Raw genomic sequence first — 22,565 nt, forward strand, 5'->3', positions numbered from 1 at the left:
CCGTGCACTCGGCAGCATCCCGTGCACTCGCGCGAGACGAGAGGGGGCGGGACGGGGCGGGGGGGGTTACTGCTGGAGGGTGGGGTACAGGGGGAATGCGGCGGTCAGCGCGTCGACGCGGGCACGCAGCGACTCGACGTCGGCACCGGGCAGCAGGGCGAGCGCGATGATGTCGGCCACCTCGGTGAACTCGACGTCGCCGAAGCCGCGGGTCGCGAGCGCCGGCGTGCCGATACGAAGACCCGAAGTCACCATCGGCGGGCGCGGGTCGTTCGGGACGGCGTTGCGGTTCACCGTGATGTGGATGTCGTGCAGCAGGTCTTCTGACTGCTTGCCGTCGATCTCGGCGTCGCGCAGGTCGACCAGGACGAGGTGGACGTCCGTTCCACCGGAGCGCACTGCGATGCCGGCATCCTTCACGTCCTGCTGGGAGAGGCGCTCCGCGATGAGCTTGGCACCGCGCAGCACCCGCTCCTGACGCTCCTTGAACTCAGGCGTACCCGCGAGCTTGAACGCGGTCGCCTTCGCGGCGATCACGTGCATGAGCGGTCCGCCCTGCTGGCCGGGGAACACCGCGGTGTTGATCTTCTTGGCGAGCTCGGCGTCGTTGGTGAGGATGAAGCCCGAGCGCGGCCCACCGATCGTCTTGTGCACGGTCGAGGAGACGACGTGAGCGTGGGGCACCGGGTTCGGGTGCAGACCCGCGGCGACCAGCCCCGCGAAGTGCGCCATGTCGACCCAGAGCAGCGCCCCGACCTCGTCGGCGATCTCGCGGAACGCCGCGAAGTCCATCGTGCGCGGGTATGCCGACCAGCCGGCGATGATGACCTTCGGCTTGTGCTCGATCGCGAGGCGGCGAACCTCTGCCATGTCGATGGTCGAGGTCTCGGGGTCCACGCCGTAGGCGACGATGTCGTAGAGACGGCCCGAGAAGTTGATCTTCATGCCGTGCGTGAGGTGGCCGCCCTGGTCGAGCGACAGACCGAGCAGCGTGTCGCCGGGGCGGGCGATCGCGTGCAGCACGGCGGCGTTCGCGGAGGCACCCGAATGCGGCTGCACGTTCGCGAACTCGGCGCCGAACAGGCTCTTCGCCCGCTCGATCGCGAGGGATTCGGCGACGTCGACCTCTTCGCAGCCGCCGTAGTAACGGCGGCCGGGGTAGCCCTCGGCGTACTTGTTCGTGAGCACCGACCCCTGCGACTGCAGGATCGAGACGGGAACGAAGTTCTCCGAGGCGATCATCTCGAGGAAGGTCTGCTGGCGCTTCAGCTCACGGTCCAGGACCTGTGCGATCTCGGGATCGACCTCGGAAAGCGGGGCGTTGAAGTAACGGTCGGTCATGACATGCTCCTCTGACTACGGATTCGAAAGGGGTGTTCCTATCGGCCCAGGCGCGCGGTCGAATTCCGTGGTCAGTCGCTCCCCGGTGGTAGTCCACCCAGACGCCAGTCGCGACGGTACGAGCATAGCGGATGCCAGCCGTCGTGAACGCTGGAGTGCGGACGACCGTTGCAGAATCGATTCGACTTCCCCCATTCCGCTGGACGGCGACGACGGGTAGGTTTTGTTCATGGTCCTTCCTCATCCTCTTCCACTCGTACCTGCGCCCGTGTCAGCCACCGCACGGGAAGGACGCATGCCGATCACCGCGACGACGCGCGTGCTCGGCTCCTCCCCCGCCGCCGCGCAGCTGATCGAGGCGGTCGAGCGCAGGACCGGCATCAGGCTGTCCGTCGCCGACGAGGCTCCCGCCGAGATCGAACTGCTCGTGGACCCGACCTCCTCCGCACCCGAGGGCTACACGCTCGAGATCGGTGATCGAGCTGTCGTCGTCGGCGCCGACGAGGCAGGACTCTTCTACGGCATCCAGACCCTGCTGCAGCTTCTGCGCCAGGACGACTCCGGTTGGGCGCTGCTCGGCGCCGACGTCGCCGACTCCCCGCGCTTTGCGCGACGTGGCGTCATGCTCGACGTCGCACGGCACTTCTTCGGCGTCGACGATGTGAAGAAGTTCATCGACAGCACGAGCGCACTCAAGTTCAATCACCTGCACCTGCACCTCAGCGACGATCAGGGATGGCGCGTGCACATCGACTCCTGGCCGCTGCTGACCGAGCGGGCGGCCGCAACATCGGCGAACGGTGACCCCGGCGGCTTCTACACGAAGGACGACTACCGCGAGATCGTGGCATACGCCGCATCGCGCCACATGATCGTCATCCCCGAGATCGACCTCCCCGGCCACACGCACGCGATCGGTGTGGCCTACCCCGAGCTCGTCGAGGCACCGGTGCTCAACGACAACCTCATCGCCGAGTCCGCCCGCCTCGGTCAGCCGCTGCCCGTGGCCGGCGAGACGTACCTCGGCTGGGGCGTCGGTCACTCCAGCGTCCGCATCCATGAGGAGCGCACCTACGACTTCGTGCGCGACGTGGTCCGCGAACTCGCCGAGATGACGCCAGGACCGTACATCCACATCGGCGGCGACGAGTCGCTCGGCACCCCGCAGGCCGACTTCGACCTGTTCGCCGAGCGCGCGACCGCGATCGTCGTCGAAGCCGGCAAGATCCCGGTCGCCTGGCACGAGATGGGTTCCGCCGCGAACATCGCAGAGGGCACGGTCGGACAGTACTGGGGCAAGACCACGCCGGAGGGCACGCATGCCGAGGAGGCCGTCCACTTCGTCGAGCGCGGCGGCGCACTCATCATGTCGGCAGCGGACGTCACCTATCTCGACATGAAGTACGACGAGGATTTCCCCCTCGGACTCACCTGGGCGGCGATCATCGACGTCCGCACCGCCTATGAGTGGGAGCCCACTGCGGTCCTCGACGTGCCGGACACCGCGATCCTCGGTGTCGAGGCCCCGCTGTGGTCCGAGACGACTCGCACGCTCGGCGAGGTCGAGCAGCTGGTCTTCCCCCGCGCTGCCGCCCAGGCCGAGGTCGCCTGGTCGCCGCGGGAGGCTCCGGAGCGCATCTGGGAATCGTTCCGCGTGCGGGTCGGCTCGCTCGCACCGCTGTGGAAGGCTGAGGGGGTCGACTTCCATCCCGCAGACGAGATCCCCTGGAGCGCACGTTGAGCACCCACTCCTCCGCGACCGGTTCGCTGGTCATCCACTCCGCACGGATCATCGATCGCGGCGAAGCCGTCGACGACGGCTGGGTCCGCATCGAGAATGGCGTCGTCGCCGCCCGCGGCACGGGATCGTCGTGGACTCCGGCCGATGACGTCGTCGATGCGACGGCTGTCGCCGGTCCCGGCGCTCTACTGACCCCGGGTTTCATCGACATCCACGGGCATGGCGGCGCAGGAGCCTCTTTCGACGACGGAGTGGAGGCTATCCGCACCGGACGCGACCTGCACCGCACGCACGGCACCACCCGCGCGGTCGTCTCGCTCGTCACCGCGTCGCTGGAGTCACTCGCCCGCGACGTCGCGATCATCGCCGACCTGACCGAGACGGAAGCCGACATCCTGGGCTCGCACCTCGAGGGCCCTTTCCTCGACCCCGGCCACCACGGGGCGCACGAACCGTCGCTGCTGCGTCATCCGGTCGCGGCCGATGTCGCTCGCCTGCTCGACGCCGGTCGCGGCACGGTGCGTCAGGTCACGATCGCGCCTGAGCTTCCAGGCGGCCTCGATGCGATTCGACAGATCGTCGCGGCAGGATCCGCCGCGGCCGTCGGCCACACGGACGCGGACGCAGCGATGGCGGTCGCCGCGTTCGAGGCCGGGGCGTCGATCCTCACGCACGCGTTCAATGCCATGCCGGGCATTCATCACCGCGCTCCGGGGCCGGTGCTGGCAGCTGCGGCCGATCATCGCGTCGTGCTGGAGGCCATCGCCGACAACGTGCACCTCGACCCGCACGTCATCAAACTCGTGTTCGACTCCGCGCCCGGTCGGGTGGCTCTGATCACCGACGCGATGGCTGCGGCCGGCAGCGCCGACGGCCACTACGATCTCGGAGCCGTGAGTGTCACGGTCGAGAACGGCGTGGCGAGAGCCGATGACACCGGATCGATCGCCGGATCGACGCTCACGCAGGACGTGGCGTTGCAACGGGCGGTGCAGGCAGGTGTAGCGCTCCCCGAGGCGGTCCGTGCGCTGACCGAGACTCCGGCGCGAGCCGTCGGGCGCGATACCGCTCTCGGAAGCCTGCGCTCCGGCATGCTCGGCGATGCCGTACTGCTGGATGCGGAACTGCGCGTCGCGCGGGTGTGGTCGGGACCACGGCTGCTCGTCTGAGAGAGCAGCACAGCGCGCGACGCGCAGCTCTGCGCTCTCCGGTCGTTCATGTGATGAGGTGGGAGGCCGCCGTTCCCCAGATCGGCGGCCTCATTCCCCCTCTTGAGACGGTGGGCCGAGGACTCCTCCCCCGAGGCTCCCGGCCCACCCGTCCAGTGCGAATGCCCCCCGCACCAGTGCCCGAATCCCGCCCCCCGGTGGAATTCGCACGGCTGTCTCTATGGGATGAGACGAAGCCCATCCCGATTCATTACGCAACTTCTCGAAAAACTTCTGAATCGTCCGATCACCCACCCGACCCCGTCGCGGCTACGGATCACCGAACCCGGGTATCGGCTCGGAGTTCCGGGGAAAGGGTGGCTTCCCTGGGAGATTCACGAGAGAATGAGGAAGTCGCGTGATGAGAGGCGCTCTCATGCGTCTCTCCCTGTGGAGGCGCACCTGCGCCCGGCGACAGATTGATGATTGTGCACGAAGAGAACACGACTCACGACGAAACGATCGGCGATGCCGACCTGATCCTCCGCACCCGTTCGGGAGACACGGAGGCGTTCGGTGAACTCTGGCGACGGCATTACCCGTCGGGGTTGTCCGTTGCACGTTCGGTCACCTCGTCGATCGATCCCGACGACCTCGTGCAGGAGTCCTACACACGCATCTATCAGGCGATCATCAAGGGCGGCGGACCCAACGGATCCTTCCGCGCTTACCTCTTCACGAGCATCCGCAACACGGCGGCAGGTTGGGGACGCGCCCGCCGCGAGACCGCGATCGATGAGCTCGACACGGTCGCCGACCCCGACACCACCGACCAGGCCGCGAGCGAGGCGCTCGATCGGAGCCTGACCGCGCAGGCATTCCGCAGCCTTCCCTCCCGCTGGCAGGAGGTGCTCTGGTACACCGAGATCGAGCAGATGAAGCCGCAGGAAGTCGGGCCTCTCCTCGGGATGAAGGCCGGCGCGGTGTCGCAGTTGGCCTTCCGCGCCCGCGAAGGCCTCCGTGAGGCGTGGATCCAGGCTCATCTGCGCAGCGCTGCCGACGGCTCTGAGTGCCAGTGGACGATCGAGCACCTGGGTGCTTACTCTCGCGGCAACCTCAGCACGCGTGACCACAAGCGACTCGAGCTGCACCTCGACGAATGCGCGCGGTGCATGATCGTCGCCGCAGAGGCGAAAGACGTCTCCAAGCGCCTCGCCCTCGTGCTTCTGCCCCTCGTGCTCGGCGTCACCGGCGCGGCCGGCTACCTCGCCACGCTGCAGGGCGCGGGAACGCCGATCGTCGCTCTGGCCGGCATGTCGTCGACCATCCCCGGCGCGGTGTTCGCCGGTGACTCAGGCGCGGGGCACGCAGCGACCGGCCTCGTCACCTCCGGCGGCTCGGGTTCCGGCGCGGCCGGATCGGGTTCCGGTGCCGCGGGTACCGGCGGATCGGGTTCCGGCGCCGGCGGCTCAGCCGGTGGCACCGCTGGTTCTTCTGCGGGCGCAGGAGCCTCGGGAGGCGTGTTCACCGGAATCGGTGCACTCGTCGGAGTGGGCTCTGCGGCGCTGGTGGTCGCCGGCGTCGTCGCCGCAGCGACGATCATCCCCGGGCTCGCCGGCGCAGATCCCGCGACCTCGCTTCCGAACGCCGGAGATGAGGATCCGTCGTCGATCTCCGCTGACGTCGGACCGGACGAGACGCTGAGCCTCGACGAGCCCGTCATCATCGAACCGCCTGTCACCGTGCCCGAGGAGACACCCGCGCCTCCCGCGGAGGACCACAACTCTCAGCCCGGGGCAGACCAGAGCGGTCCCGCTGTCACGCCACCACCTGTCGTCGTGCCGCCCACGAACCCGGTCGAACCCGCGAAGCCCGTCGATCCCGTGGACCCCGTCGATCCCGTGGACCCGGTCGACCCCGTGGACCCCGTGGACCCGGAGGTTCCCACGGAAGCGCCGACGTGGACGACGGCGACGATCACTTTCACGGAGGATGCGCAGGGTATCGCGATCCACTACCTCGTGCCGATCACGGGCATGCCGGGCGCCACGGTCGAGGCGCTTCTCGACGGCAGCCACCGCGGCGGCAGCACCATCGTCCTCGACGACACCGGAGCAGGGTCGATCGACCTCCGCCCCGACCTGTTGCAGTACTTCTTCTTCGCGGAGACGACGAGGGTCACCTTCCGATACGTCCTGGAAACGGTCGACGCCCCGTTCGTCGACACGTCCTTGCTCGCTCTGCAGCCCAACCGCCCTGGCATCGACCTCCCGATCGAAGAGCCCCCGGTCGAAGAGGTCCCGGCTGAAGTGCCCCCGGTCGAAGAGGTCCCGGCCGAAGAAACCCCGGCTGAAGAGACACCTGACGGCTCCGCGCCGGTCGACGAGGCGCTCACCTCGGTCGGAACTCCGACCGAGAACGCACCGGCACCTGTCGCACCGACCGAGGTCGCACCGGAGCCAGTCGTGCCCGCAGCACCCTCTCCCGTCGAGGCAGAGCCGGCCGCTCCCGTCGAGCCGGCACCGCTCACGGCCCAGACGGACGATGTCGCACACACCACCGAGCCGGTCGTCGCCCCGGCTGAGGACGCCGCCGTCGCCGAATAGACTGGATCCATGTCCTCGGATCCTGCTCCCGTTCCCGGCGTCGACCGCCCGGTCATCTCCGCCCTCGACATCGTCCGCACCATCGTGCTGGTCGTCGCGGTGGCTTCCCTCGCACTGTGGGGTTTCGCCAGCTGGGAACTGCCGTGGAACATCATCTTCGGCGTCGGAGCACCCGTCATCGTGATCCTGATCTGGGCACTGTTCCTCTCGCCGCGGCCGGTTCTGCGCGTGCACCCGTTCCTGCGAGCGGCCGTCGAACTGTTGATCTACGTCGGCGTCACGATCGCCTGGTGGTCGATGGGCCAGGCATTGATCGGCACCGCCTTCGCCCTCGTCGCCGTCGTCGCCGGAGTCCTCAGCGGTCGACGCGCCCTGTCGTGAGACTTCCGTCGTGAGCACCTTGTGAGCGTCCTGTCGCTCCTCCAGGAGTCGCTCGGCGCGCTCGTCGACGTCAGCGAGGCTTCGCTCGAGCAGGCCAGGGCCGATCGCTCAGGCCATTCCGCAGCCGGTCGGCCGATCGCCGTCGTGCATGCGGAGCGGATCGAGCACGTGCAGGAGACCATGCGCATCGCCACCGCGACGCGCACGCCGGTCGTCGTCCGCGGTGCCGGCACCGGCCTCGCCGGTGCCGCCAACGCGGGCACCGGTGAGATCGCGCTGTCGCTGCGGCGGATGACCGCTATCCATGAAGTGCGCCAGGACGATCTGCTCGCTGTCGTCGAGCCCGGCATCCTGAACGCCGACCTCAACGCCGAACTCGCCCAGCACGGCCTGTGGTGGGCACCGGACCCCGCCAGCCGCGACATCTCGACGGTCGGCGGCAACATAGCGACCGGCGCGGGCGGCCTGCTCTGCGCCAAGTACGGTGTCGTGCGCGATGCCGTGCTCGGAGTCGATCTCGTCCTCGCCGACGGCAGGCTGCTGCACCTCGGACACCGCAGCGTCAAGGGCGTGACGGGTCTCGACCTGACCGCGCTCGTCGTCGGCTCAGAAGGCACACTCGGAGTGGTGGTCGGCGCAACCCTCAAGCTGCGCAGACTCGTGCCGGGTGCGACGTGCACCATCACCGCGACCTTCCCCGGAGTACGAGGCGCTGCCGCGGCAGCCGCCGCGGTGACCGCCGCCGGAGTACAGCCGGCGATCATGGAACTGATGGATGCGGCGAGTCTCGCGGCCGTGCACGCGCTCCTCGCTCTCCCCTCGCCCACCCCTGGTGCCGCCCAGCTGACGATTCAGACCGATGGTCCGGCTGCCGGGATCGAGGCAGAGACGATCGCCGCGATCCTGCGCGCCCACGACGGCATCACGACCGTCACGCACGATCGCGAGGAGGGCGAGCGCCTCCTCGCGATCCGTCGCTCCATGCACGCCGCGATGGCGTCGCTGGGCACGACCCTGATCGAAGACGTCTCGGTACCGCGCAGTGCCATGCCGGCGATGTTCGACGAGATCGCACGCATCGAAAGCGAATACGGCCTCGCGATCCCGACCGTCGCGCACGCCGGTGACGGCAACCTGCACCCGAACTTCGTCTTCGAGGGCTCGGAGACGCCGGCGCACGTGTGGGCGGCCGCCGATGAGCTCTTCCGCGCCGCGATCCGACTCGGGGGCACCCTGACCGGCGAACACGGTATCGGAGTCCTGAAACGCCGCTGGCTCGCCGATGAACTGGGCGAGGACCAGTGGCACCTCCAGCGTCAGATCGCCCGAGTGTTCGATCCCCTCGGCATCCTCAACCCCGGAAAGGTCTTCAGTCCAGATGCCTGACATCCATGTGAGTGCGGCCGTGATCGTCGACGAGGAAGGCCGTGTTCTTGTCGTCCGCAAACAGGGCACGACGCGGTTCATGCAGCCCGGCGGCAAGCCCGAGCCCGGTGAGTCCGCCGCGCAGACGCTCATCCGGGAGCTGGACGAGGAGCTCGGAGTCGTGCTCGAGGAAGCCGACCTCCGTCCACTCGGAACGTTCGTGTCGGAGGCTGCCAACGAGCCGGGGCATCGTGTCGTCGCCGAGGCCTTCGCGGCATCTGTCGCCCCCGACGCCGTAACCGTTCAGGCAGAGCTCGCAGAGCTGCGTTGGATCACGCCGGCCGATGTCACGACGCTGCCGCTGGCGCCGCTGAGCGTCGAACACCTGCTGCCGATCGCCTGGCCCACGTCGGCGGGCTGAGCCCGCCGGAGCTGCCTCAGATGCCCTGCCAAGCGGGCTTGTTGGCGAACGTGTAGCGGTAGTAGTCCGCGAGCGCGAGCTGCGATGCCGCCGCTTCGTCGACGACGATCGTCGCGTGCGGGTGCAGCTGGATCGCCGAACCGGGCAGGAGCGCCGTGAGGGGGCCCTCGACAGCACCGGCGACCGCCGCGGCCTTGCCCTCACCGAACGCGAGCAGGACGAGGTGACGCGCCTTCAGGATCGTTCCCAGACCCTGCGTGATGCAGTGCATGGGCACGTCGTCGATCGAGTCGAAGAAGCGGGCGTTGTCCTCGCGGGTCTGCTCGGTGAGCGTCTTCACACGCGTCCGGGAGGCGAAGGACGAACCGGGCTCGTTGAAGCCGATGTGTCCGTCGGTGCCGATGCCGAGGATCTGCAGGTCGACGCCGCCGGCAGCATCGATGGCCGTCTCGTAGTCGTCGCCCGCATGCTGGATCGTCGCCTGCGCGCCGTTGGGGACGTGGATGCGTCGCGGGTCGAGTCCGAGCGGCTCCACGACCTCGCGCGTGATGACCGATCGGTAGCTCTCCGGGTGCGCCGGGTCGATGCCGACGTACTCGTCGAGGGCGAAACCTCGCACCTGCGACACGTCGCGGCCCGCGAGCCGGGTGCGCAGAGCCTGATAGACGGGCAGCGGTGTCGATCCGGTGGCAAGCCCCAGAACGGCGTCACGACGACGCTCGATCAGCTCCACGATCTCGGTGGCGACCAAAGCGCCGGCGGCCTCGGCATTCTCGACGATGACGACCTCAGCCATGCGGAACGATCTCCTTCTCGGTGATGGATGCGCCGACCAGTGCGGCGCCGAAAGCGGCGGCGGGCGACCCCGCCGGAAGCAGTTCGATTCTCTCATCCAGGCGGAGCGACCGCATGAACGGTGACGCCTCCGCGCCGGCGTGCAGAGCAGCGCGGATGCCGTTCTCGAGCCGTGCACCGAGAGCGGTGAGCCCTCCCCCGATGACGACGGTCTCGACGTCGGCCGAGAGCACGAGGACGCGCACGGCTGCCGCAGCCCCGTGGTAGAGGTCGTCGCGGAGCGCGAGAGCCAGCGGATCGCCGGCATCGGCCGCGTCGAAGATGTCCCTGATCGGCAGTGCGCCCGGACGCCCCCAGGCCTTGGCCAGGGCGCCACCGCCGCAGAACGTCTCGACGCATCCGTGCTGTCCGCAGCCGCAGAGGCGTCCGCGCGGGTCGACCGAGAGATGGCCGACCTCGCCGGCCGTTCCCCGAGAACCGCGCCAGATGCGTCCGTCGATCACGATTCCGGCCGCGACCCCGGTGCCGAGGTTCAGATACGCCATCGACCCGGCGACTCCGCTCAGCACGGCCGCGCCGAGGGCGGCCGCCTTCACATCGTTCTCGACCCGGAAGGGCACACCGAGGGCATGCTCCGCTCTGACTGCGAGGTCCAGCGACTCCACGCCGAGGTTGACCGCGTGATCCACGCGCCCGGCCTCGGCGTCGACGAGTCCGGGGATGCCGATGCCCACGGAGCCGACGTCGGAGAGCGGGAATCCACTCTCGTCGGCGAGGGCCGTCACTGCGGTCACGATGCTCTCGACCACAGCATCGTCGCCCCACCCGGTCGGTCGGCGGAGGCGCCCGCGGATGTCGCCGGAAGGGTCCACGGCCACCGCGTCGATCTTGGTGCCGCCGACGTCCAGGCCCACACGAATCTGCCGACCGAGGCGGTCGGCAGTGCCCGCACCCGTCATCGGATGCCGCTCCCCGCCGTGCCGGTCATGGTGGAGGTGACGATCACGACACTCCCAGCTGTCCGGAGAGCACCATCACGGCGGCCCCGCGCAGGACGATGTCGTCCTGATGCGTCAGGCGTACGACGACGTCTTCGAAGACGCCCTCGAGGGTCCGCGCATGAAGTGTCTCGATCGCGGCATCGATCAGGACGCCGTCGAGCAGGTCGGCGGGCCCTGAGACCACGACCTCCGAGAGGTCGAGAGCCGCGACGATCGGCGCGATGCCGATCGCCATGCGGATGCCGGCGTCGCGAAGGATCTCGTCGCGGGCATCGGGGTCGGCAGCGAGCGCCTCGCGCAGGCGACTGACGCTGAGCCAGGCCTCGAGACAGCCGTCTTTGCCACAGGCGCAGCGCGGTCCGCCGTCGGTCCCGACCACGACGTGGCCGATCTCCCCTGCCGCGAAACGGCTGCCGAGCAGCGGCTGGCTACCGGTGATGAGCCCGGCCCCGACACCCCTGCCGATCTTGATCAGCATGAAGTCGGCTTTCGCGTCGCCGAAGGTGTACTCGGCGAGCACAGCCGCGTTGGCGTCGTTACGAGCGAGCACCGGCAGATCGAGGTCGACGCTCAGCTTCGCCTCGAGCGGGAAGTTCGTCCAGCCGAGGTTCGGCGAACTGAGAACGACACCGTCAGGACGCACGACGCCGGGAGCCCCGATGCCCACACCGAGCAGCGGCTGGGTCGAGGCGGCGACCAGGGCCTGTGCGAGCTCCCGCAGGGCCGCATATGCCGCCTCGCCGTCGGGGGAATCCGGACGCGGTACCTCACGGCGTTCGAGCACATCGCCGTCGAGGCTCAGCACCGCACCGGTGAACGCACTGGGACCGGAGAGGTCGAGGCCGACGATCTGGTGGCCGAAGCGGTCGATGTCGATGAGGATCGGCGGCTTGCCAGGGCCGACCGCTTCACGCACGCCCATCTCGATGACGATGCCGTCGGCGATGAACTCGGCGACCAGGTCGGAGATCGTGACCCTGGTCAGGCCCGTCTCGCGAGAGAGGTCAGCGCGGCTCATCGCTCCCGCGTGATACAGCGTCTGGAGCACCAATGCGCGGTTGTGCCCTCGCGCGTGCTCGGGAAGCACCTTGGATCGCGAGCGCAGGTGGCGCCCTGGGCCGAAGGCGTGCGCATTCGCACCGGCGTACTCTGACGGCGATGCGGAACGCTGTTCATCCGAAACGGACATGTTTGTTAGTAGACCTTACGAACAAAATTTGCGCAACCTCTGCCCGCGGACGCGCGGCGAGGGTTACCGAAACGTTACATTACTTTCGATCGCCGGCGGCGAGCGTGTTCGAGCGTTCGATGAGACGCTCCACCAACCCCGCGACGATCTTCTCCCGAGCCTCGATCGTGAGAGGCTTCCCCGGCACCCCTGGGCGGCGCTGTCCGGGCTCAGGCCCGTCCAGGGGACGATACCGCACGCCTGCCGCAGCGAGCCGTCGCAGGTGCGTGCTCAGGCGCCGTCCGAACCCCTCGTACGGTGCCGGATCGCCCCCTTCCCACAACCGCTCGGCGATCGCCGCCAGACGCGGGAACATCGCGAAGTCGACGCGATCCCTGGTGGGCAGGTGCTCGCTCCAGACGTTCGCCTGGCCGCCGACCGCGCCCTCCTCGACGCGCAGCGTGTAGGCACGCTCGATCGTCAGCGGTGGGCCGACCCTGATCGGCTCCTCCTCAGACTCCGACTGCGGGTAGTCGAGGTACACCTCCAGGTCGGGGCACGCCACGACCTCGATCCCCCGGCGCAGCGCCTCACGCATCGCCGCAGCGCCGCGCCACGCAAGAATGCGCACCCCCTCGGGGACGTCTCCCTCGAGAACCTCATCCCACGCGAGCGCCGTGCGCCCGCGGGAACGAACGTGCGCGACGAAATGAGCCGTGAACCACGGCTGCACGTCATGCGGAGTGTCCAGATCGAGCTCACGCATCCGTTCGGAGGCTGCCGCGCTCTGCGCCCATTCGGTCACCGGCACTTCATCTCCGCCGATCCCGATCCACTCCGAATCGAACACGTCACACAGGGCGTCGATCACTGCACGCCCGAACGCCAGCGATGCGTCCGTCGGCGCGAGCGTGCGCGGATTGACGCCGAAGCGCTCCCAGGCGGAGGTGACGGCATCCCCGACGTCGACGTTGCCGAGTTCGGGGTAGGCGGCAAGGCCCGCCTGGATGTGTCCGGGCAGCTCAACCTCCGGCACGAGGGTCACGAAGCGCTCGTGTGCGTAGGCGACGAGATCGCGCAACTCCGCGGTCGTGTAGAAGCCCTCGTGCACGCCGGGCTCGACGCGCGAGAGCGGCCCGTGTCCGAGCTGGGTCGACTCCCGGCGCGCTCCGACCTCCGTGAGACGCGGGAAGCCCGGCACCTCGAAGCGCCACCCCTGGTCGTCGGTGAGGTGCAGGTGCAGGACGTTGAGATGGTGGTCGGCGAGGAGGTCGATCAGTCGCCGGACGTCATCGACGGGCCGGAAGTGCCTGGCGACGTCGAGCATGGTCCCGCGCCAGCTGTACGCAGGCGATCCTTCCCACACGCCGGCCGGGATCAACGCCGTCTCGGCATCCGGATCCCGGAGCTGCCGCAGCGTCGTGGCGCCCCGGTACACGCCGGCGGGACTCGCACCGCTGACCTCGATGGCGGAGGCGCTCACCCTCACCCGGAAGGCCTCTGCGCCGATGCGACCCGCCGATGCGGCATCCGTGCCGAGGGCCTCGTCGATCACCAGACGGATCGGCCGCAGTCCCTCATCGCCACCGCCTCCACCCAGCCGGGCGACTGAGGCGGCGAGCTCGGATGAGGCGAGGATCGGGGTCCCCTCGGACCATGCGAAACCGGGGACCATCGAGTCGATGCGGGAAGCGACGAGCGGCACGGTCGAACGGTGGGCCGGGGGCGGCATCCGCAGTGCGCGACCGGGCGTGCTCCCGGTCACGTCACCCTCTGACACCACAGGCGTGCCGCCGACCAGCACCTCGACGATGCCGTGCGGGATGGCGAAAGGGGCGTCGAAGGTCGCACCGGCCGCGATGGTCTCCGGGTCGAACAGCACCAGATCCGCGGTCGCGCCCTCCCGGATGATGCCGCGTGGAGCATCTCCGCGGTCGAGCCCCAGACGCCTGGCAGGCGTTCCGGCCAGGTGGCGCACGGCCTCCTCCCACGTGAGGATGCCGAGCTCGCGCACATAGTGCCCGAGGTACCGCGGGAACGTGCCGCGCCCGCGGGGGTGCGGTCGAGCCCCGATCAGGATCCCGTCGCTGCCGCCGGCGTGCTGCGGATGGCGCATGATGGCACGGACGTTCTCCTCATCGCCGATGTGCATGAGGATGCCGGTGGCACCGGCATCAGCGATGATCGTGTCGATCACCACATCGACGGCACGGCGACCGGTCGTGGCGGCGATCTCAGCAACCGTCCGCCCGACGAGATCCGCGAGGGCGGGGTTCGCCGCGCCGGAGATCTGGATCTGCGTCCAGTCCGCCTTCTCGCCGTGGAAGCCGTCGCAGCCGACCTCCTCCAACTCCACCCGCACCGCTTCCCGGCCGCCCGCGTCGAGCTCGGCGAGGGCGTGCAGCAGGTCACCGGTCGCGGCCAGCCGACTCGGCAGCAGTGCGGCGAGCGTGGTGGCGCCCGGCAGGTACGGATAGGTGTCGAGCGTGACGTCCACCCCGTCGGCGATCGCCGCGTCGATCAGCGCCAGGAGCTCGGCGGCACGGCCACGGTTCGGGGCGAAGTTCATGGTGGCGTGCGTGAGGTGCACCGGGCAGCCGGTGCGTCGCCCGATGTCGAGCGCTTCCCGGTAGGCCTCGAGCGCTCCCCCGCCGTAGCTGCGGGTGTGCGGCGCCCAGTAGCCGCCGCGCTCGGCCACGACCCGGCACAGCGCTTCGAGTTCCGCCGTGTCGGCATACATCCCCGGCGTGTAGGTGAGGCCGCTCGACATCCCGAATGCTCCCGCATCCAGGGCGAGGCCCAGCAGGTCGGCCATCGCGGAGATCTCGGCAGACGTCGCCGGACGGTTCTCATGGCCGACGACCATCATCCGCAGGTTCCCCTGCGGGACGAGAACGGCGGCGTTCGCGACCGCTGCGGCGTCGATCGCCGTGAGAAGGTCGTCCATCGTCCGCCATGGCACGTCGGCGGGCATGCCGTTCCAACCGGCGATCTGCGCGGGGATGACGGCAGCCGTGGCATCGTCCAGCGGCGCGTAGCCGAGGCCGTCCTGGCCCAGCACCTCGGTCGTGACGCCCTGCCGGATCTTCGCCTCGTGGGCGGCACCGCTCAGCACGGCGAGCTCACTGTGCGCGTGCATGTCGATGAAGCCGGGCGCGAGGATGAGACCTGTCGCGTCGACCTCCACGGCACCATCGGGGAGATCCAGCTCGTCAGCGGCCACTCCCGAGCGGAGGATCGCGACGACTCTGGCGCCCTCGACCGCCACATCGGCTATGTAGCGAGACGATCCGGTCCCGTCGATGACTGTCGCTCCGCGGTAGACCCGCACGAGCCCGACGGCAGCCTTCTCCGCACTCAGAAGCATGTCGCGACCGCTCCGATCACCCGGGGGTCGGCGGCGTCCGGATCATCGATCACCGCGACCACACGCCACTTGTCGAAGGCCGTGCAGGGGTGGGAGAGCCCGAGCCGCACGACGTCGCCGACCGCGACCGAAGCCTCATCGGCGAGACGCAGGAACGCGTGCTGATCGTTCAGCGCGGTGATCTCGCCCGCAACGCTCTGCGGAACCGGCAGATCGAGATCGAAGGGCACGTCCCGACGACCGGCATCGAGCAACGCGAGGCCCTCTTCGGGCTGCGACACCACTCGCGACCAGGCGTGCATCGCCGATCGGAGCGGTGCGGTCCCGGTCAACGCGCCGAACGGCGACATCCGGGAGTAGAAGCCGTCGTCGTGGATCTGGAAGGCGCCGGAGCGCAGGACCACATCCGCCTCGGCGCCCGCGGGTGCGAGCACCGCCGCTGCCCGGTCGGGGAACGAGCTCCCCCCGGCGCTGAGCACGGGGCGCACGTCGTCGGAGTATTCGAGGCGCGTGTGCAGCTCGATGATCGTGCGGAGGTACGCGTCTACGGCGGTGACGGAGGTTTCGCTGCGGTCAGGTCCGAACGGCCCCTCGTATCCGGCGACGCCCGCGAGACGCAGGCCGGGGGAATCCGAGATGGCCTGCGCGATGCGCTCCCCTTCCTCGACGGTGCGTGCTCCGGTGCGACCGTGGGCTCCTCCGAGCTCGACCAGCACATCCAGCGGCCGCGCAGCATCGCGCATGCCCTTCGCGAGGATCGCCACGCCGTCGAGCGAGTCCGCCCAGCACAGCACGCGCAGCCCCTCGTCTGCGGCGAGCAGCTCGCCCAGTCGACGCACTGCCGCGGGATCCGTGACGGAGTTCGCGATGAGCACGGTCGGAACACCCGCATCGACGGCGACCTCGGCCTGCCACGGCGTCGCGACCGATATGCCCCAGGCGCCCGCATCCAGAAGCCGCTGCCAGAGCGCCGGTGCCATGGTGGTCTTGCCGTGAGGCGCGAGCAGGACCCCCTGCTGCTCCGCCCACGCGAAGACGGTCTCCTCGTTGTGCGTGAGGGCCCTCTCGTGCACGGTCAGCACCGGAGTGACCAGGTCCGAGAGGTGCAGACCGGCACCGGCGACCTCCGAGAGACGGAGACCGACAGCGTGCGCCGGGAAGCCCTTCGTCCAGGCGCCGAGAACGGGATCCGGAATTTGTAGAGGCATCTAACAAGGCTACTAGGCTGGCGACATGACCGCGAAGATCCGAGTTTCCACCGACGCCGCTCCCGCCCCCGCCCACACCTTCTCCCAGGGAATCCGCAAGGGCCCGTTCGTGCAGGTGTCCGGCCAGGGGCCCGTCGATCCCCAGACGAACGAGTACCTGTTCCCCGGTGATGTCGCCGCGCAGACGACGCGCACGCTCGAGAACGTCAAGGCGATCGTCGAGGCCTCCGGCGCGACCTTCGACGACGTCGTGATGCTGCGCATCTACCTGACCAAGCGCGAAGACTTCCCGATCATGAACGATGCCTACGGCGCCTTCGTCACTGCACACACCACGAACGGCGTCCTGCCCTCGCGCACCACCGTGTTCACCGGCCTGCCGCGTGAGGAGATGCTGGTCGAGATCGACGGCATCGCCATCATCGACTGACAACAACGGAGCGGGGAGGGACGATATCACGGACCGTTGCCTCCCCGTTACCTCCCATCCCGTACCATTGAACGTCAGGACACGTTTGAGAGCCGGGGGGTGAAGTTCGTGACCGATCTGATTTCTGCGCCGGGCGCAGCAGACGAGGCGCACGGAGAAGACTCCGCGCCCACCGCAGTACTCGCATCGACCGATGCTCCCAGCGAGACCGTGCCGCCCACCACCGGCGACCAGCCACTGGCCTGGGCTCCCATCGAACCGTCACCCAAGAAGCGCCGCCTCGGCCTCTGGATCGGCCTGGGCCTGGGCGTCGTCGCCCTCGGGGCCGGCGCCGCCTCGATGATCCTCATCGCACCCGGCACCACCGTCGCCGGGATCCCCGTCGGGTGGATGACCCCGGGTGCCGCGGCTGACGCCATCAACTCGCACCTCGCCGAGACCGAGGTCACCCTCACCGGCGACGGCGAGGGCACCGTGCTCACCGGCGCCGACCTCGGCGCGAGCGTCGATGCGACTGCACTGGCCGACACCGCCTTCGCCGAGCACCCGCTGTGGAACCTCGGTGCGTGGATGGGTGACCCCGTGCCTGCGGAGATCGTGCTCGACGCCGAAAAGGCGACCGCTGCCTTGCGCGGCGCGGTGCCTGCGAGCTTCGAAGACCCGGTGGACGCCGGAGTCGCCTTCGACCCCGCCACCGGGAGCTTCGTGATCACCGCATCCGAGGCCGGAACCGGGATCGATGTCGGCGACCTCAACGCAGCCTTCACCCAGGCCATCGCCGAGGGAAGCAAGACGCTCGAGTTCTCGGGCGATCCGGCCGAGGCCGCTCCCGCCGTCTCCGACGACGACGCCACCGCCACAGCCACCTCGCTCAACACGATGCTCCCGACCGTCGGCTTCTACGTCGGCGAGGAGCGCACCGTGCCGGTCGATGCCGCAGTCGCCGCCTCCTGGCTCACGGTCGTCGACGACAAGGGCCAGCTGAGCATCCAGGCCGACCCGCAGGCGATCCAGGCCACGGTCGACGGTCTTCCCGCTCTCGTCGACCGCGCACCGGTCAACGCCACCAACATCGTCGATTCCGCAGGAAACGTACTCCGCGCGGAGCAGGAAGGCGTTGCCGGCCGGGCGCTCGGAGACACTTCGGCGATCGCGGACAAGTTCGCCGAACAGCTCGCCGCCGGCGACGGCGCCTTCGCACTCTCGGTCACCGAGACCCCGTTCGAGACGGTGGGCCTGTTCCGTCGCATCGACATCAACCTGAGCTCGCAGCGCGCCACCCTCTACGAGAACGGCGCGGTCGTGAACTCCTGGGCCGTGTCCACCGGACTCCCCGGAACACTGACGCCCACCGGCAACTTCACGGTCTTCGCGCACACGCGCATCCAGGACATGGGCTGCTATCCCAATGCGCCGTACTGCACGAAAGATGTGCCCTGGATCACGTGGTTCGCTCCGAACATCGGATTCCACGGCACCTACTGGCACAACAACTTCGGCCAGCGCATGAGCCACGGTTGCGTCAACCTGCCGATCGATCTCGCCAAGTACGTCTACGACTGGTCCCCCAAGGGCCTCGAGGTCTCCGTCCACTACTGACACCCGCACCCCCGGCGAAGCCTCACCGGGGAGCAGGGAGCAGAAGTCTCTCCGACGTAAGTCGGTCGATGTGCCGTGAGCAACCGACTCGACCCGGCTCCTCTCGCGCGGATGGTTCCTCCCACCCGCCCGGTCCGGGTACGAAGAAGGGGGCGGATGCCGCAGCATCCGCCCCCTTCACTCTTTTCAGCGCAGTGCGTCGACGATGCTGTTCAGCGTCGCGGAGGGGCGCATGACGGCGACGACGAGGGCGTCGTCCGGGCGGTAGTAGCCGCCGATCTCCACCGGCTTGCCCTGCACCGCGTTGAGCTCGGAGACGATGGTCTCCTCGTTCTTCGCGAGCGTCTCGGCGATCGGCGCGAAGGCTGCTGCGAGGTCGGCGTCCTTCGTCTGCTTCGCCAGCTCCTGCGCCCAGTAGAGGCTCAGGTAGAAGTGGCTGCCGCGGTTGTCGATCGTGCCCAGCGCACGGCCCGGCGAACGGTCCTCTTCGAGGAAGGTGCCCGTCGCGGCATCCAGCGTCTCGGCCAGCACGCGGGCCTTCTCGTTGCCCGTGCGGTCGGCGAAGTGCTCGAGCGAGGCGGCCAGCGCGAAGAACTCGCCCAGCGAGTCCCAGCGCAGGTAGTTCTCCTCGACGAGCTGCTGCACGTGCTTCGGCGCAGAGCCGCCGGCCCCGGTCTCGAACAGACCGCCGCCCGCGAGCAGCGGCACGATCGAGAGCATCTTGGCGCTCGTGCCGACCTCGAGGATCGGGAACAGGTCGGTCAGGTAGTCGCGCAGCACGTTGCCGGTGACCGAGATCGTGTCGAGGCCGTGTCGCATGCGCGCGAGCGTGTAGCGCGTGGCCTCCTCGGGGGCGAGGATCGTGATCGTGAGCCCCTTGATGTCGAGCGTCGCGAGGCCCTGGTGCACCTTGGCGATGATCTGGGCGTCGTGCGAGCGGTTCGCGTCGAGCCAGAACACGGCGGGGTCGCCGGTCGCACGCGCACGGGTCACCGCGAGCTTGACCCAGTCCATCACCGGGATGTGCTTGGTCTGCGTCGCACGCCAGATGTCGCCCTTGCCGACCGTGTGCTCGATGAGCACGGTGCCCTCGCTGTCGAGCACCTGGACGATGCCGTCTGCCGCGATCTCGAAGGTCTTGTCGTGGCTGCCGTATTCTTCGGCCGCCTGCGCCATGAGTCCCACGTTGGGAACCGTGCCGATCGTGGCCGGGTCGAGCGGGCCGTTCGCGATCACGTCGTCGATCACTGCCTGGTAGACGCTCGCGTAGGAGGAGTCGGGGATGACGGCGAGCGTGTCGGCCTCTTCACCCTCCTTGCCCCAGAGCTTGCCACCGTTGCGCACGAGCGCGGGCATCGACGCGTCGACGATCACATCGCTCGGCACGTGCAGGTTCGTCGTGCCCTTGTCGGAGTTCACGTACGACAGGCGCGGACCCTCGGCGATGGCCGTGTCGAAGGCGGCCGCGATCTCGGAGCCGCCCGCGACGTTCGCGAGACCGGCGAGGATCGAGCCGAGGCCGTCGTTCGCGTTGAGCCCGGCGGCGGCCAGCTTGTCGCCGTACTGCGCGAACACATCGGCGAAGAACGCCTTCACGACGTGACCGAAGATGATCGGGTCGCTGACCTTCATCATGGTCGCCTTGAGGTGCACCGAGTACAGCACGTCGTCGGCCTTCGCCGCCTCGAGCGTCTCGGCGAGGAAAGCGTCGAGCTCCTTGGCGGAGAGGAACGTGGCGTCGATGATCTCGCGCGGTAGGACCTTGAGGCCCTCCTTGAGCACGGTCACGGTGCCGTCTTCTGCCGTGTGGCGGAAGCTCAGCACGTCGTCGTGAGCCGCGACCCAGGAGCGCTCGTTGTGCTTGAAGTCGTCGTGGCCGAGGGTCGCGACGCGCGTCTTGGATCCCGCGGCGAACGGCTTGTTGCGGTGCGGGTGCTTCTTGGCGTAGTTCTTCACCGCGAGCGGGGCCCGGCGGTCACTGTTGCCCTCACGCAGCACCGGGTTCACGGCGGAGCCCTTGATGCGGTCGTAACGGGCGCGGACGTCTTTCTCCTCGAGGGAGGACGGCTCGTCCGGGAAGTCGGGGATGTCGAAGCCCTGCTTCTGCAGCTCGGCGATCGCGCCCTTCAGCTGCGGGATGGATGCCGAGATGTTCGGCAGCTTGATGATGTTCGCCTCGGGGAGCGTGGCGAGGCCGCCCAGCTCAGCGAGCGAGTCGCTGACCTGCTGCTCAGGGGTGAGCTTCTGCGGGAAGGCCGCGAGGATGCGACCAGCCAGCGAGATGTCACGCGTCTCGACATCGATGCCGGCCTGGCCGGTGTATGCCTGGATGATCGGAAGGAACGAGGCGGTGGCGAGCGCCGGTGCCTCGTCTGTGTACGTGTAGATGATGGCGTCGTCGGTCACCGGGAGGTACTCCGTTCGCGGGGAAATTTGTCTCGATACCAAGATACCTGAGCGGCTCTGACCCTGCTGCCTTCGGGCACGCGCGAGCGGCATCGCGGACGAGGGGTGGACTCCCCCCGGGTGAAATGTTCGCTCGAAACGTGTCCCGTCCGCCGGGAGGGGTTAGCCTGGGACCATGTCCGAACTGCGCATGGTCGAACTCTCCGCTGCGACGATCGTCGCCGTGAACAACCTGTCGCTCAAGCCCGGACAGGAGCAGTACCTCGCTCCGGTCTCCTACGGGATCGCGGCCACCGTCATCAACCCGCAGACATCCTGGCAGCGGGTGATCCTCGACGGCGATGAGGTCGTCGGCTTCGTCAGCGCGAACTTCGATTCCGAGGCCCCGGAGGAGCACTTCCGCTCCGTGCTGTGGCGCATCAACGTCGATGCCGACGATCAGGGTCGCGGCGTCGGTCGTTACGCGGTCGAACGCCTCGTCGAAGAGGCGCGCGAGCGCGGCATGGACCACGTCGACGTGATCTACGAAGCAGGCGACGACGGTCCCGAGACCTTCTTCCACCGGGTCGGCTTCACGCCTGTGGGCGAGACAGCCTACGGCGAGGTCATCGCCGAGATCCGGGTCACTACCTAGACCGGGCGGCGGGGTCTCGAATCCCCTCCCCCATCGAGACCTCGTCGCCCCTCACAGCGCTCGATGGGGAGCGCTCTCACAGCCCGCATCCGAAAGCCGTCGCGGTCGGCACACGAAGTGTCAGGACCGGTCGTCCGGCTTGTCGGGCTTGCGGCGGCTCGTCCAGGAGGAGATCGCCGCGGCAGCAGCGCCGGCCGCGCGATCGATGGCCTCGGCAGAGCGGCTGAGCATGTCCTGCGCCGCGTCCTGCCACGCCGCAGTCGACGGCGCTTCTCCCGCCTGCACCTTCGCCGCATGCTCGGCAGCCTCGAAGGCTCGTTCGAGCTCGGAGACGGCGTCACGGTAGGCAGCGAACTCGGCGGGGGTGATGCGTCCGTCAGCCGCACGCCGCATCTCCACCGCATGCCCGGCTGCACGGAAGTACGCGGCCGTCTCAGGTCGTTTGACGTCGGTCATCGCCGGGTAGGAGATCTGGAGCGCGGGGTCGGTCTCGTATTTCATCCACCGCACCGTCACGGCGTCATGAGCGGCGTGCAGGCGCTCCAGCGGGCGCGGCTCGGAGGCAGCGGGGACCGCTGCCCTCGCGGCGTTGAGCCTGACCTGCCGTGCGCGCACGTCGGCGGAAGCCGCCTTGGCGTCGCGCTCCCGCTCCCGCAGCATCCGCCGCGCCCCGGCGACCTGTTCGGCCGTCGCTCGTTGAGCCGCACGCTCCGCGGAGACGCGAGCGAGGTCTGCACGGGCGATCTTCCACGCGGTGCGCCGTTCCGCCGCGACCAGCTGCGCCTCTCTGAGGTCATGCCGCGCGGCATCCACCGCCAGGCGGCGTCCACTCGCCGTGCTGCTGCGACGTCGAATCCCCATCACACCTGCCGTTCCCGCGGCGACGGCCGTCGGCGCGATCCACCACCACTCGGCAGCGAGCAGCAACGGGTCCATATGTCGATGCTACCCACG

The 22,565-nt window shown here is 68.9% G+C and carries 17 protein-coding genes and 1 riboswitch; of the genes, 9 read left to right on the forward strand and 8 right to left on the reverse strand.

Going from position 1 to position 22,565, the window contains the following annotated elements; all coding sequences use genetic code 11:
* Positions 1-66 precede the first annotated feature (66 nt).
* On the reverse strand, positions 67-1,341 hold the full coding sequence (gene glyA, locus CQ040_RS19545; protein ID WP_028503993.1) for a serine hydroxymethyltransferase: 1,275 nt from the start codon (positions 1,339-1,341) through the stop codon (positions 67-69).
* Between the two features lie 37 nt (positions 1,342-1,378).
* Positions 1,379-1,463: riboswitch (ZMP/ZTP riboswitch) on the reverse strand.
* A 107-nt stretch (positions 1,464-1,570) separates the two neighbouring features.
* Here glyA and CQ040_RS19550 point away from each other — a divergent pair.
* The 6 genes from CQ040_RS19550 to CQ040_RS19575 all read left to right on the forward strand — a co-directional run bounded on the left by CQ040_RS19550 (position 1,571) and on the right by CQ040_RS19575 (position 9,003).
* Positions 1,571-3,082: a family 20 glycosylhydrolase gene (locus tag CQ040_RS19550; RefSeq protein ID WP_105528486.1), complete on the forward strand. Its 1,512-nt coding sequence runs from the start codon at positions 1,571-1,573 to the stop codon at positions 3,080-3,082.
* Positions 3,079-4,251 carry an N-acetylglucosamine-6-phosphate deacetylase gene (gene nagA, locus CQ040_RS19555; protein ID WP_105528485.1) on the forward strand — a complete coding sequence of 391 codons (1,173 nt, stop codon included), beginning with the start codon at positions 3,079-3,081 and terminating at the stop codon, positions 4,249-4,251. Before CQ040_RS19550 ends, nagA begins: the two co-directional genes overlap by 4 nt.
* A gap of 467 nt (positions 4,252-4,718) precedes the next feature.
* Positions 4,719-6,836, forward strand: a complete 2,118-nt coding sequence (locus tag CQ040_RS19560; RefSeq protein WP_181157091.1) for a sigma-70 family RNA polymerase sigma factor — start codon at positions 4,719-4,721, stop codon at positions 6,834-6,836.
* Between the two features lie 9 nt (positions 6,837-6,845).
* Complete coding sequence (locus CQ040_RS19565; protein WP_028503996.1) at positions 6,846-7,217, forward strand: YrdB family protein; 372 nt, start codon at positions 6,846-6,848, stop codon at positions 7,215-7,217.
* 21 nt (positions 7,218-7,238) lie between these two features.
* The gene (locus CQ040_RS19570) at positions 7,239-8,603 is read left to right on the forward strand and encodes an FAD-binding oxidoreductase (protein ID WP_105528483.1); all 1,365 of its coding nucleotides are present in this window, start codon (positions 7,239-7,241) and stop codon (positions 8,601-8,603) included.
* Positions 8,596-9,003 carry an NUDIX domain-containing protein gene (locus tag CQ040_RS19575; protein WP_105528482.1) on the forward strand — a complete coding sequence of 136 codons (408 nt, stop codon included), beginning with the start codon at positions 8,596-8,598 and terminating at the stop codon, positions 9,001-9,003. The genes CQ040_RS19570 and CQ040_RS19575 overlap by 8 nt, the downstream gene beginning before the upstream one ends.
* 16 nt (positions 9,004-9,019) lie before the next feature.
* Here the strand turns inward: CQ040_RS19575 and nagB are convergent, their stop codons facing one another.
* The 5 genes from nagB to CQ040_RS19600 all read right to left on the reverse strand — a co-directional run bounded on the left by nagB (position 9,020) and on the right by CQ040_RS19600 (position 16,542).
* Complete coding sequence (nagB, locus tag CQ040_RS19580) at positions 9,020-9,799, reverse strand: glucosamine-6-phosphate deaminase (protein WP_105528481.1); 780 nt, start codon at positions 9,797-9,799, stop codon at positions 9,020-9,022.
* Complete coding sequence (locus tag CQ040_RS19585; protein WP_181157089.1) at positions 9,792-10,757, reverse strand: ROK family protein; 966 nt, start codon at positions 10,755-10,757, stop codon at positions 9,792-9,794. Before CQ040_RS19585 ends, nagB begins: the two co-directional genes overlap by 8 nt.
* Positions 10,758-10,800: 43 nt before the next feature.
* On the reverse strand, positions 10,801-11,988 hold the full coding sequence (locus CQ040_RS19590) for an ROK family transcriptional regulator (protein ID WP_028504001.1): 1,188 nt from the start codon (positions 11,986-11,988) through the stop codon (positions 10,801-10,803).
* A 79-nt stretch (positions 11,989-12,067) separates the two neighbouring features.
* Positions 12,068-15,334 carry a family 20 glycosylhydrolase gene (locus CQ040_RS19595; protein ID WP_105528480.1) on the reverse strand — a complete coding sequence of 1,089 codons (3,267 nt, stop codon included), beginning with the start codon at positions 15,332-15,334 and terminating at the stop codon, positions 12,068-12,070.
* Positions 15,325-16,542 carry an alanine racemase gene (locus CQ040_RS19600; RefSeq protein WP_258131679.1) on the reverse strand — a complete coding sequence of 406 codons (1,218 nt, stop codon included), beginning with the start codon at positions 16,540-16,542 and terminating at the stop codon, positions 15,325-15,327. Before CQ040_RS19600 ends, CQ040_RS19595 begins: the two co-directional genes overlap by 10 nt.
* Positions 16,543-16,567: 25 nt before the next feature.
* On the opposite strand from CQ040_RS19600, the gene CQ040_RS19605 reads away from it, so the two are divergent.
* Positions 16,568-16,972 carry a RidA family protein gene (locus CQ040_RS19605; protein WP_105528479.1) on the forward strand — a complete coding sequence of 135 codons (405 nt, stop codon included), beginning with the start codon at positions 16,568-16,570 and terminating at the stop codon, positions 16,970-16,972.
* A 108-nt stretch (positions 16,973-17,080) separates the two neighbouring features.
* Entirely contained in the window at positions 17,081-18,571 is a 1,491-nt protein-coding gene (locus tag CQ040_RS19610; RefSeq protein WP_258131680.1) for a L,D-transpeptidase family protein, read from the forward strand.
* A 186-nt stretch (positions 18,572-18,757) separates the two neighbouring features.
* On the opposite strand, the gene CQ040_RS19615 is transcribed toward CQ040_RS19610, so the two are convergent.
* Positions 18,758-20,977, reverse strand: a complete 2,220-nt coding sequence (locus tag CQ040_RS19615; RefSeq protein WP_105528477.1) for an NADP-dependent isocitrate dehydrogenase — start codon at positions 20,975-20,977, stop codon at positions 18,758-18,760.
* A 175-nt stretch (positions 20,978-21,152) separates the two neighbouring features.
* Here CQ040_RS19615 and CQ040_RS19620 point away from each other — a divergent pair, with 175 nt between their 5' ends.
* Positions 21,153-21,611, forward strand: coding sequence for a GNAT family N-acetyltransferase (locus CQ040_RS19620; protein WP_105528476.1), 459 nt, complete (start codon positions 21,153-21,155; stop codon positions 21,609-21,611).
* A gap of 120 nt (positions 21,612-21,731) precedes the next feature.
* On the opposite strand, the gene CQ040_RS19625 is transcribed toward CQ040_RS19620, so the two are convergent.
* Positions 21,732-22,547 carry a hypothetical protein gene (locus tag CQ040_RS19625; RefSeq protein ID WP_105528475.1) on the reverse strand — a complete coding sequence of 272 codons (816 nt, stop codon included), beginning with the start codon at positions 22,545-22,547 and terminating at the stop codon, positions 21,732-21,734.
* Positions 22,548-22,565: the final 18 nt, after the last annotated feature.

The organism is Microbacterium sp. MYb54 (assembly GCF_002979515.1).
Classification (GTDB): domain Bacteria; phylum Actinomycetota; class Actinomycetes; order Actinomycetales; family Microbacteriaceae; genus Microbacterium.

Excerpts from the sequence above, each read along its gene's own strand:
- glyA (WP_028503993.1), bottom strand. The coding sequence starts at position 1,341 with ATGACCGACCGTTACTTCAACGCCCCGCTTTCCGAGGTCGATCCCGAG.
- CQ040_RS19550 (WP_105528486.1), top strand. The coding sequence starts at position 1,571 with ATGGTCCTTCCTCATCCTCTTCCACTCGTACCTGCGCCCGTGTCAGCC.
- CQ040_RS19565 (WP_028503996.1), top strand. The coding sequence starts at position 6,846 with ATGTCCTCGGATCCTGCTCCCGTTCCCGGCGTCGACCGCCCGGTCATC.
- CQ040_RS19575 (WP_105528482.1), top strand. The coding sequence starts at position 8,596 with ATGCCTGACATCCATGTGAGTGCGGCCGTGATCGTCGACGAGGAAGGC.
- nagB (WP_105528481.1), bottom strand. The coding sequence starts at position 9,799 with ATGGCTGAGGTCGTCATCGTCGAGAATGCCGAGGCCGCCGGCGCTTTG.
- CQ040_RS19585 (WP_181157089.1), bottom strand. The coding sequence starts at position 10,757 with ATGACGGGTGCGGGCACTGCCGACCGCCTCGGTCGGCAGATTCGTGTG.
- CQ040_RS19590 (WP_028504001.1), bottom strand. The coding sequence starts at position 11,988 with ATGTCCGTTTCGGATGAACAGCGTTCCGCATCGCCGTCAGAGTACGCC.
- CQ040_RS19595 (WP_105528480.1), bottom strand. The coding sequence starts at position 15,334 with ATGCTTCTGAGTGCGGAGAAGGCTGCCGTCGGGCTCGTGCGGGTCTAC.
- CQ040_RS19600 (WP_258131679.1), bottom strand. The coding sequence starts at position 16,542 with ATGCCTCTACAAATTCCGGATCCCGTTCTCGGCGCCTGGACGAAGGGC.
- CQ040_RS19605 (WP_105528479.1), top strand. The coding sequence starts at position 16,568 with ATGACCGCGAAGATCCGAGTTTCCACCGACGCCGCTCCCGCCCCCGCC.
- CQ040_RS19620 (WP_105528476.1), top strand. The coding sequence starts at position 21,153 with ATGTCCGAACTGCGCATGGTCGAACTCTCCGCTGCGACGATCGTCGCC.
- CQ040_RS19625 (WP_105528475.1), bottom strand. The coding sequence starts at position 22,547 with ATGGACCCGTTGCTGCTCGCTGCCGAGTGGTGGTGGATCGCGCCGACG.